The sequence below is a fragment of the Paenibacillus sp. FSL R5-0378 genome, assembly GCF_038009285.1.
Taxonomy (GTDB): domain Bacteria; phylum Bacillota; class Bacilli; order Paenibacillales; family Paenibacillaceae; genus Paenibacillus_AQ; species Paenibacillus_AQ favisporus.
The window spans coordinates 472,546-479,005 of record NZ_JBBPAY010000002.1 but is presented as its reverse complement, the minus strand read 5'-3'; the positions used below and the strand labels follow the sequence as shown (position 1 = coordinate 479,005).

At 41.7% G+C, this 6,460-nt stretch carries 5 protein-coding genes and 1 pseudogene; 2 read left to right on the top strand and 4 right to left on the bottom strand.

The window, feature by feature from the left end; translation table 11 throughout:
• A pseudogene (locus MKY74_RS35650) lies at positions 1-197 on the bottom strand (Crp/Fnr family transcriptional regulator); the annotation flags it as partial.
• A gap of 1 nt (position 198) precedes the next feature.
• Positions 199-528: a cyclic nucleotide-binding domain-containing protein gene (locus MKY74_RS35645; RefSeq protein WP_076177129.1), complete on the bottom strand. Its 330-nt coding sequence runs from the start codon at positions 526-528 to the stop codon at positions 199-201.
• A gap of 694 nt (positions 529-1,222) precedes the next feature.
• Between MKY74_RS35645 and MKY74_RS35640 the strand changes: the two genes are divergently transcribed.
• Entirely contained in the window at positions 1,223-1,798 is a 576-nt protein-coding gene (locus tag MKY74_RS35640; RefSeq protein ID WP_076177130.1) for a YjgB family protein, read from the top strand.
• Positions 1,799-2,522: 724 nt separating this feature from the next.
• Complete coding sequence (locus tag MKY74_RS35635) at positions 2,523-3,725, top strand: IS110 family transposase (protein ID WP_076177131.1); 1,203 nt, start codon at positions 2,523-2,525, stop codon at positions 3,723-3,725.
• Positions 3,726-4,356: 631 nt separating this feature from the next.
• Here MKY74_RS35635 and yidC read toward each other — a convergent pair.
• A complete protein-coding gene (gene yidC / locus MKY74_RS35630) occupies positions 4,357-5,121 on the bottom strand; it encodes a membrane protein insertase YidC (RefSeq protein ID WP_341014199.1) in 765 nt (254 codons plus the stop codon).
• Between the two features lie 714 nt (positions 5,122-5,835).
• A complete protein-coding gene (locus tag MKY74_RS35625) occupies positions 5,836-6,084 on the bottom strand; it encodes a hypothetical protein (RefSeq protein WP_244169484.1) in 249 nt (82 codons plus the stop codon).
• Between the last annotated feature and the right edge of the window lie 376 nt (positions 6,085-6,460).

The following is a 6,460-nucleotide window of genomic DNA, read 5'->3' as shown; positions in this document are numbered from 1 at the left end:
ATCATATTGGCCAATTCTTGATGAGTCAGGGGAATATCGATTTTTCGGTATCCATTTTCTTCTATGCCGAACTTTTTAGACAATCGGTTGAGAAAGTAAAGCACTTTACCACGCAGATCTCTAAAAACCAATTTTTCCACCAATTCATCCTGATCCCGTAGGCGTTTGCTTATTTCCGATAAAAATCGCAAAGACAATTTAGATCCCTCTTGTGCCCAATGAAAACGTTTCAACTTCGCCAAACATGCCGCCTTCGCTTAGGATGCAGACCGTATGTTGTTTGCCGGCCGAATTGGTTTTGTATAAGCGAAGTTTACCGGCGATTACGAAAAACAAGCCATCCCTTTCATCAACGGGCTTCTGGAGAATAGAGTTTTTTGATAGCTTATACGTATTTGATCTTGTGACCAATTGTTCGATTTCACGGATAATTTCTGCCGGAAGCGATTCAAATATCTTTATTTTGGGCAAAAATGATGTTATGTTTTCCATCGCCACATCATGTAACAGTTTGCCCCTCCTTTCCATGTTGCGAACCACTCTCCGCGATAATCGTTCCTCGTGTATCATAACCTATAGCGGAGTGTTACATTCATCATAAACCACCATAATTTCCTCTTCTGTAATCCAGATTTTCGCTTAGAATCCAAAGACGAATAAGAACCTATATCCCTACAAATACTTACGGAAACTTGATGTTAGTTTGCTTGCTTACACCGATACGATTTTAGATCCGAATGTATCTCGCTTATAAGGAAGAGATATAAACATATGAATCATGGGCTTCTTTGTTTTTAGCTGTCGCACTTCATAGTACAATCCGTCTCATAATAAAACCTCCTATTAGAGCAACTAATTCTAGTTTGCTTCTAATAGGAGGTTTTAGACTTATTGATTAAAGTAGCGTTCCCCGATAGTGTAATGATGCACATTGACGTAATACCTGCCGCTAAAACTTGCCCTTCTGACGTCTTATCATTTAGCTTACGGGTCTCAGCACATTAGCTCAGGCTCTTGACGCTTGTAAGCCTCTTCACTAAGTATATGTTTCAACAGTTATTGCGATACTAGCTTTGATAACAACTAGGCCTGATCACATTGCTTGACTTCAACGAATGCCGTTGTAAAAAATTAGATTTGAAAGTGATCTAATTATTATTTTATAGTGGTTTACGGGAGATAGAATCAATCTCACCTAACAAAAAAGTAAGGAGATGCACACATGAAGAAACTACTTAAACCGGCACTGGCTGTGGCGCTCTCCAGCCTGGTTCTCCTGACTGGAATCTCTGGGCAAGCCGCGGCCCAAGGAGCGGCAAAAGTAGTGCAGCAAGCGAGCGCCGAAGACCAAGCGATGGCGCTCAAGACACTGAACAGCTTCTATAAACCGGCGCTGAACGGCCAATTCCCCGTTTCGGCGAACATGTTCACGATTGGCGTAAGCACACGTAAACAAGTCATCGGTAAGATCGGCCAGCCGAATAAGCCGCGAACGAACGCCACTGGGTTCGACGTGTATCATGCCGAGATGGGGAACCCCGGATATGCGTTCGCGTACAATAATAACAAGCTGCGTGAAGTGCGCTACTTCGGTACGAATGTCGAACGGCAGACGAATATCGGCGGCATTACGAAGCGCATGCTCCTCAGCAACTGGTTCGCCCCCTCCGAATCGGTGACCATTCGGAATGGATCCCTCGTACAGCAGAAAATCACATATAATCGCGGGAAGTACAAGCTGGAGTTTATCTTCAATACCAGTACGAATCTGGATCATATTAACATGCTTAAACGATAACGCGGAGCCAAACACTCAACAAACAGACTCGCCAGTTGAAACGGGCGGGTCTGTTTGTTGTTGTGCCCGAACAACATGTTCCTTCAGCTGGTCCCATTGCAAGTCGCGCGCTAGGGCACACCTCTGAAAAAAACTAAAAGAAAAGGGAAAACGAAGCAATGCTCATCACGGCTCGTCTAAATGATGAGACACTTCATCGTCTAGATGATCTTGTATCAGCTGGTGTTTCACAAAGTCGATCGCAAGCCGTATCCATGCTGATCAACGAATGAATTAATGCAAAATCGGATTCGGTAAAATTGAGTAACAAAGACGGGCATCGAGATGGAAAAAAAGGGGAACGCCGTATTCACGCTCCCCTTTTTTAATGATTTTCAAAGCATATTTTGAACTCTACTGCCCGTTAGCGTAACGAAAAATGGAGCAACTGCCGCCGGCAGACTGCTCCATGGTACATTCAACTAACGTTCTCCGTCGTATTATGAGGTCAGCCAGTTTTTACTGGTTGACCACTTTTGTTATGGTGGTGTATTTCTCAGTAGTCGGGCAGATCGGACGTTCCCCTGGGTCTGTAACCCGTCGCTAAAACTGATCGCCCCCTACTTGTAGAAACCATGTTTAAGCTGGTTGAGACGACTTAGATCTCGCATAACAAGCGATGTTGTGGAACTATGAGCTGTTTTAGGGGTACCGACATTTTCACTTTTAAGGGAGGGAGTATTTCATGAATCCTGTCATTGGTCTGGATATTTCAAAAGGTAAAAGTGATGGACAAGTTTTCTTAGACAAAGGCAATCCCATGGGACACCCTTTTTGTTTTCAGCATAACCAAGTAGGTCTTAGCCAACTGCTAGATGTCGTTTCAACTGTACAGGATACAGCAGGCAAAGCCCCCGTTGTGATTCTGGAATCGACAGGACATTACCATCAGGCTGTAATACAGTTTCTAGAAGAACACGGTATCTTATTCTTAGTTGTGAATCCTCTCATTTCACATCAAGCCAAAAAGTCAAGTCTACGGAAAGTGAAAACAGATGCAGTCGATGCCTATCGGCTCTGCGAGCTGTACTACAAAGAGGAATTTGAAGACCATATGCAACGAGGGGTTCAACTACTAAATCTTAGGCATCTAACGCGTCAGTTTGACTCGCTCACACAAATGTATGTACAGGTGAAGCTTCAGTTTCAAGCCGTTCTAGATCAAGTCTTTCCGGATTATAGAGGTATTTTCGGTGATCTTTATTCAAAAGTTTCGTTGCTGCTTTTAAAACAGTTCATGACTCCTGGGGCATTTCAAACAGCTGGCGTATCAACCGTAACACACACAATTACCTGCCTCTGCCCTAGTCGATCTGATCATTGGGCTAGTGACAAAGCAAGCTGTATCATGGTTGCTGCAGCAAATAATCCATTTCCAAAAGTGAGTTATAGTAGCCATCTAATAAGCTTAGCACTATTCATTGACTTACTCCTTCAATATCAAGAGCATCTTTCCCACCTGCAAAGTCAGATCGATGCCCTTGCTGAAGAAGTTGAATCTTATCAGATTATCCAATCGATTCCCGGAATAGGTAGCAAAATCGCTGCAACGATTTTGTCCGAGATCGGGGAAATCCATCGGTTTAATCACGCCAAAAAGCTGGTAGCTTTCGCAGGAATTGACCCTAGCGTCTACTCTTCTGGTAAGTTCACAGCGACAACCAATCGCATTACCAAACGCGGGTCTAAGAAGCTGCGTCATGCCCTATATCTCGCTGTACTATGCGGTCTAAAAAAGACTGGAAGCAAAAGGTTACGTGAATATTACGATAAGAAACGCGAAGCCGGAAAGCCTTACCGGGTTGCCCTCATTGCCTGCGTCAACAAGCTCCTTCACTGGATTTATGCCCTTCTAGTGAAGGAAGAAAGGTTTGTCGATTTAGATTAGTTAACACATTTTTCATCCGGAAGAACAGCCTTCCAGCATGTACAGAGAAGGTTATTTAGTGCGCCTATTTTTCAGTATACCGTCATCCCAAACTTAATTTAAGAGAAAAATGTTGACAAGATATTAGCTGGTTTTAGCAGAACAAATTTGCCTATTTTTTATCTCTTATCTCACGAAGAGTTTCTTCAATTCTCTCCATCTTCCTTAACATCGAATATTGATTCCCGATAATACCAGCCAGTCCAATTACTAATATAATTATTATTAAGAGAACCATTCTTACCCTCCCATATTTGGATCAATTTCCCTAAATCCATTGTAACATTTACCAAATTATCCTGCCCGTTAGTTTAACTGTGATTTATGATACGGTTCCCCCTTTTGCCTGTAACGGCAAGATTTAGGGCCATCCTTTTGGGGAATTAGCCCTCCCATTTTTCTCATTATGTTGGACTATGTTTCCCGTTAACGAGCCACCGACAAAAATAACAGAGCATCTGAGGTTACGCCTCAGATGCTCTGTACTCAGTATTATTTTATGACTGGTTCGATTTTATAAATCATCTGCACCAGTAGGTAGGTTTTTAATCGCTGCCTTTGGCTTCATGTACATTTTATTGAGTATGATCATTTACACGATAATGAATATACCGCCAACAGCCCAATATAATGGTAACGCGGCGGGCATCCCAGAAGAAAATACACCCATCATGATCGGTGATAACAACCCGATAAAAGCCATTTGGTTATTTTGATTTTGCTGATACTGCGCTGAAACGGATTGAGACACGCGGAACTGAACGTAATACACCGCAGCGGCAATAAACGGCAAAATCATATCTGATTTCCCCAAGCTAAACCACAAAAAATCGTGAGCTGCAATCTCTGAGGTACGACGTATGGCGTAGTAAAATGCTAGGGTGATCGGCCATTGGAGAAGCATCGGTAAACACCCCATGTTTAAGGGATTAAATTGATGCTTCTGGTAGAGCTGCACCATCTCGGCTTGCTGTTGTTTTTTTGCATCCGCACTGACATCGTTCTTATACTTTTCCTTAAGTGCAGTTAACTCCGGTTGGAGGACGGCCATCTTTTCTTTCATGTCCATTTGTTTCTTGGTTTGATTCATCATGAGTGGCATAATCGCAAGTCTGATGATGAAAGTCATCAGCACGATCGATAATCCGTAGTTTCCGTGAAATGCATTCGCGAAGAATTTGATCAAGATCGAAAATGGATAAATAAAAAAGTGGTTAAATATCCCTGATGAATCGGCATCAATCGAGTTTGATTGGGATGTTGTCGAACACCCGCTGAGCACAATGATCGGAATAACTCCTATCAACATGACGAGAATGGACTTAGCCCATTTTTGGAGCAACATAATCTTTTTCATCGTTGTCCTCCCTAATTGAAAGTATGGAATATCAATGTGGGGAAGGACTATTGTCGTCTTCATCAGGTGCTTCTCTTCGTCTGGCGATACGTACGATCCACCGCTGAATGCTGCTGGGTTGTGACAGTCTGACAGCCACAAACCAAGTTGAACCGGCTGCAGCAATTTCATGCCCCCAGTGTATCTTTTGTGAAGAAAAATAGGTGAATGGAAGTAACACTACGGAAGAGATGAGAGCAATCGAGAATGCCAATTGAACCAAGTCATAAAAATGCTCCAGTCAAGTTCACCTCCGCATGAGCGATATGGTTTTTTTACAATAATTATACGCTTTAAAAAACTGTGTAGTTTCACTAATCTGCCCGTTAGCTTAATGAATTAGTGTAGTGAAATGTAGTTTGATGCTTATCTAATCGGTAATCGGATTATGTTCTTGTCATTTACGGCAATCGGTACAAGTTCTTGTCTTTTCTTCAGGACAAGAACTTGTACCGATAAACAAAAAAACCGCTAAAATAGAGGCTTTCATTGGGACCATGTTCTTGTCCCTCGACATTTTTTGCCCCCGACATTATATCAGCCAACTGCAAAGCTCTCTGAATCTTAGATGACAATTAATTACAGTCAATAAAAATGCACCACAAATAAAAAACCTAACTCCTCTTTATAGTTTACCGAGGAATTAGGCTTTTGTTCTGCAACAATCGCGCTCCGTTAATGGAATAACTGTAAAGCTAATGAAGCTTTTTTAAAAGCAACCTTTCCCTGCCCAGGCTCCTTGCATTTACTGAGGAATACAATTTGCCCAATATGATATGCATTGTGCATAGCTAAACTCTTCAGTTCAAGCACTAATGGATTGTCATCGGGAATCGGTCTATACAAATCTTCTAGTTCTGATTTTGCTAGTATTTTTTCAAGTTCACGATGAACAGAAAAGTATTCTTGTTTTGTTTCTTCCAATTTGGAAAGGTCTCAGTTGGTAATCGATATGTTGCGTCATTATTTTCTGCCTTTGGTCATTTGCTGTTTCACCAAGAAAGCGTAACAGAATTCTCTTTTCATAGAAAAGTAAATGACAAACTAATTCCCAAATGGAATGTGCCCCCTCAACTGGTTTCCAAATTGCCTATTCCAAAGTAATATTCTCTAGTACTATTTCAAGTGGTGGAAACCAGTCTTCTTTATCTAAGCAGCTTGCCCATTGTTGTAACAAAAGTGTCCTTACATCCATTTTCTATTCCCTCCAATCATATATAATCCCTTTGTTCAATATTCATTTGGGGTGTGTAGTTTTGGCATAACTTTAATAATTTCGAGATGAACAATCTGATTACCT

What these genes read in the sequence shown, in the direction of transcription:
- yidC (WP_341014199.1), bottom strand. Translation starts at nt 5,121, where the DNA reads ATGAAAAAGATTATGTTGCTCCAAAAATGGGCTAAGTCCATTCTCGTC.
- MKY74_RS35635 (WP_076177131.1), top strand. Translation starts at nt 2,523, where the DNA reads ATGAATCCTGTCATTGGTCTGGATATTTCAAAAGGTAAAAGTGATGGA.
- MKY74_RS35645 (WP_076177129.1), bottom strand. Translation starts at nt 528, where the DNA reads ATGGAAAGGAGGGGCAAACTGTTACATGATGTGGCGATGGAAAACATA.
- MKY74_RS35640 (WP_076177130.1), top strand. Translation starts at nt 1,223, where the DNA reads ATGAAGAAACTACTTAAACCGGCACTGGCTGTGGCGCTCTCCAGCCTG.